The sequence below is a fragment of the Desulfovibrio sp. SGI.169 genome (assembly GCF_050313595.1).
In the GTDB taxonomy this organism is placed as follows: domain Bacteria; phylum Desulfobacterota; class Desulfovibrionia; order Desulfovibrionales; family Desulfovibrionaceae; genus Desulfovibrio.
On record NZ_JBNPLS010000063.1, the window covers coordinates 1 to 3,431 of the forward strand.

Below are 3,431 nucleotides of genomic sequence, written 5' to 3' on the forward strand. Positions count from 1 at the left end.
GAAAAATTTCCTGTATGATGGCGAAAATCTTCTTTCAAGGAGCAATACGATGTCCTCGAACGCGACTATCCGTCCTCAACAGATAGAACAGGCAAAAAAACTGCTTCAGAATTTACCGGAAAAGGAAAACAGGAAGACCCGCCCGGAAGCAGCTGAGCTGCTTGAGCGGGATTTCAAAAAGGCGAAGGAAAAAGGCTACAATTCCAGAGAACTGAGCCAGATGCTCAAGAATGAAGGCATTATCATTCCCGCGTATCTCATAAAACGATTTTTTGCAGAAAACGGAAATATTTCCGTCACTCAAAAACAGGAAGCAATCTCTGCGAAAAAACAAACTTCCCAAAAGGCAGCTTTTATCGTACCCGATACTTCAGACAAGAAAATATGATATGAATATACCTATCTTCTTATGAAGACAGCATCACAAACGCAACGTGGCCTTACCTCTGATTGGCTACCTGACTGATGATGGAAAACAGGTGTTTCTGCTACAACGGCCCTAGGGTGTGTCTGCAAACCCTCTTCATGAAAAGGGGGAAGTCAGGTTAGGTAAGGTTTTCATCGTGTTACGACAGGGAAATGTGCTACTATGACATCCCTGAAGACCTCTGGCTCAGGCTTGAGCCCATACTGCCAACAGAAGGTTCTCCTCGTGGAGGGAGACCGATTGGTGACGTCAGAAACTTTCTCAATGCTGTACATTGGATGCTGCGAACCGGATCTCCATGGCGAGCTTTGCCAGAGAAATATGGTTCGTGGAAAACCGTATATTCCCGATTCAGGCGTTGGCAGAAAAGAGGATATCTGACTGCTATCCTTAAGCTTCTTACCTTACAGGCTGACATGAACCACATCATGATTGATGGGACATACGTTCATGCTCATAAGCATAGTGCCGGAGCTCGACATACCTCTGGAATCAATCAGGCTCTCGGCCGAAGTCGTGGCGGCTTTACTTCCAAAATTCATGCGGTGGTGGATGCTCTCGGTAATTTGCTGGCTTTTACTGTCACGGCAGGACAATACTCCGAGTATCCACATATGGGTAAGTCAACGCCAGCAACGAACTATGCAAACAAAGCATCTCCACTTCTGTTTCTGGAATCCGCTCCCTCAGGTTGCGTTATGGAGTTGCTTCCATGAAGAAGCTCCTGACAACTTTGGAAAATCGGCAGGGACAGCTCGCGCCACAGCCCACCACCTCAACATTATCAAAACAAAAGCAAGGCATTTCCCGAATGCATACTTTCTCTCTATTTCGATTCAATCGATCACGATATTGCCCCAACTGATACTTCTGCTCTTTCCATTTTCAGATATAATGGAAAAATATCGAACAGACCTTTTCATTCCATTTTGGATTCTCTCTGTTAATCAAGGGCCAATATTTTATAGGAGAAACTCCCCATCCAACCTCTTCATCCCATAGCCTGTTCCGTAAACTCAAAGCTTTTAAGCTGCAATTGTCCGTCCTGATAATGTACTATGACGTGGAATCTGGCCTCTTTCCATATGATTTCCTCGCCGTCAACCTCTCTGAAACGCTGAAGACTGCCAAACATTTCCCAGTGGTTTTCGCCTATGGGCTCTATCATCTCCACGTTGGCATAGCCTGGCAGCAAGTCATCCGAGGACAGGTTGCATACATTGCCCGTTTTATCGCTTAGAACGGAAAAATCAATAAAATAACCGTTACCATCAAAGTAGGTCCCCTCGAAGTCTTCGTATCTGCTCACTTCCTGACCGAAGATGGTTCGGGCAATCTCTTCCACCCCATCCTTCGGCACATAACCCTGATATTCTTCAGATATACCCTGGAAAAAATCAGGATGTTCATCACGATCCAGACCACAGACCGAGCCTTCAGACAGGATGAGGAAAAAAAGCGCATCCCGGCACAGCTCGTTCTGGGATTTATGAGCATTCTTTGTCAGACCCATACTCCACAGGACAAGCAAATTATCCTTCATGACGAACTGTTCCGCTCGGGACGGGAGTATTCCTTCCGCGAAAGTGGGCAGGGGGCAGAGCAGCTGATACACCAATACCATCAAAAGCAAAACCTTGTTCATAATTCGCCTCGCTGAAGAAATTTACTGTGCGTTGAAGTCGAGGGAAAGGATGCACCAATGCCTGCCCGTCTTTTTGGCGATCAGGCGGAATGTATCCCGCTTGGTTACGCGCAAGATATCGCCTTCTGCCTGATACAGGCCCCGCACTTCGCCTTCCATGACCCATGTGTCATTTTCAGGGTACAGATTAAACGACTGGGCAAAAGCCCCATGCTCATGGTACAGAGGCCAAGACTCGAACAGCCGGACATCATCAACGAACAGCCCTTCCTCCTTCCGCAGGAAGTAGTCGGCCTGAGGTAGGGCGGACTTGTCGAAGGGCCAGCCCAGCCACTCCTGCGCTACGCTCTCCAATTTCGCAAACGGAACATAAAGCCTGTACTGCTCTGGCACTCCGTTAAAAAGTCGCAGAAGTTTCCGCTTATCCTCTTCATTGTCACACGCCTCGGGAAAATTCATGATGCCTTCATTTGAGGCCATCACTAGGAGCTGAAGCGCTGTGCGCGCAACGAAAGAAGGAGAAAGCTGTCCGTTTTCCACCAGACCGAAGGTTTCCGGTCGTGACGTGTCTTTAGGATTCCGCTCGCCGATACTGACACGCAGTTTCCAGAACGAGACCACATTGTCCAGCAAAAGCAACCTGTCCGAGCGACTCATCAACTTGGCCACATTGTTCAGCTCGCGTACTTTCTCAGAATTGACCGGCAGGGGAGGTCGGGGGCGTATGGCATCTTTGCCAGCACGAACCGGAGCTGCGATGCTCAGACACAGGAAAAAACACGCTGCGGACAACAACAGGCGTGTGCGTATGTCTTTCATGGTTCCCTCCTCAGGCATTAAATATACTACCAGTTAGTAGCAAGTTTACCCTGAAAGGGGGCGGCTATGCATCATCCTTGTGATGAGAAAGGGACAAAACATCTAAGGAAAGTGGAATCATCATGAAGATGAAGCGGGCTTCTGACGTCCTTCTTCTGCTTTCAGGATTCTACCGCAGTGCTTCGGGACGTCCAGTCTTGCCGCCTGCCCGCCATCATCTGGGTATAGACCCTCATCTCGTGACGGGCAGGAGCTCGGAGAAAAGTTCAAGGAAGTAGGATGGGACGGCAGCGAACACTTCGTCAAATTCCCCACCCTGAGGAACCTCACAGGAACTTGACCGCCTGCTGCCCCCCCCCCCCTGACGGAACGTCGGGACGCCTCATACGCTCATGATGAGCACAGGCATCCCAAATACCAACGAAGTTCAGCCTGAACAAAAAGTGCTCCTCACGGGGAGCGCCTTCTTTGTTAGTGGACAGGACGCATGGGACGTTTCACTGCTGAAAGACCGAACCTTGGACACTCCCTTGCAAAAAG

Annotated in this window: 4 protein-coding genes; 2 read left to right on the forward strand and 2 right to left on the reverse strand. The window is 49.0% G+C overall.

Annotation, left to right across the window (positions count from 1 at the left end):
- Together ACQRA4_RS13645 and ACQRA4_RS13650 are read left to right on the forward strand one after the other, a co-directional pair.
- The coding region (locus ACQRA4_RS13645) for a hypothetical protein (RefSeq protein WP_427823601.1) at positions 1–388 on the forward strand (388 nt) is incomplete at its 5' end.
- 191 nt (positions 389–579) lie between these two features.
- Positions 580–1,143: an IS5 family transposase gene (locus tag ACQRA4_RS13650; protein WP_154511362.1), complete on the forward strand. Its 564-nt coding sequence runs from the start codon at positions 580–582 to the stop codon at positions 1,141–1,143.
- A gap of 275 nt (positions 1,144–1,418) precedes the next feature.
- Here ACQRA4_RS13650 and ACQRA4_RS13655 read toward each other — a convergent pair whose 3' ends face one another.
- Positions 1,419–2,072, reverse strand: coding sequence for a hypothetical protein (locus ACQRA4_RS13655; RefSeq protein ID WP_154511360.1), 654 nt, complete (start codon positions 2,070–2,072; stop codon positions 1,419–1,421).
- A 21-nt stretch (positions 2,073–2,093) separates the two neighbouring features.
- Positions 2,094–2,891, reverse strand: a complete 798-nt coding sequence (locus tag ACQRA4_RS13660) for a hypothetical protein (protein ID WP_154511358.1) — start codon at positions 2,889–2,891, stop codon at positions 2,094–2,096.
- Positions 2,892–3,431: the final 540 nt, after the last annotated feature.

Bases quoted from the DNA above. Each gene is read 5' to 3' on its own strand.
- ACQRA4_RS13650 (WP_154511362.1), top strand. From the start codon at position 580: ATGTGCTACTATGACATCCCTGAAGACCTCTGGCTCAGGCTTGAGCCC.
- ACQRA4_RS13655 (WP_154511360.1), bottom strand. From the start codon at position 2,072: ATGAACAAGGTTTTGCTTTTGATGGTATTGGTGTATCAGCTGCTCTGC.
- ACQRA4_RS13660 (WP_154511358.1), bottom strand. From the start codon at position 2,891: ATGAAAGACATACGCACACGCCTGTTGTTGTCCGCAGCGTGTTTTTTC.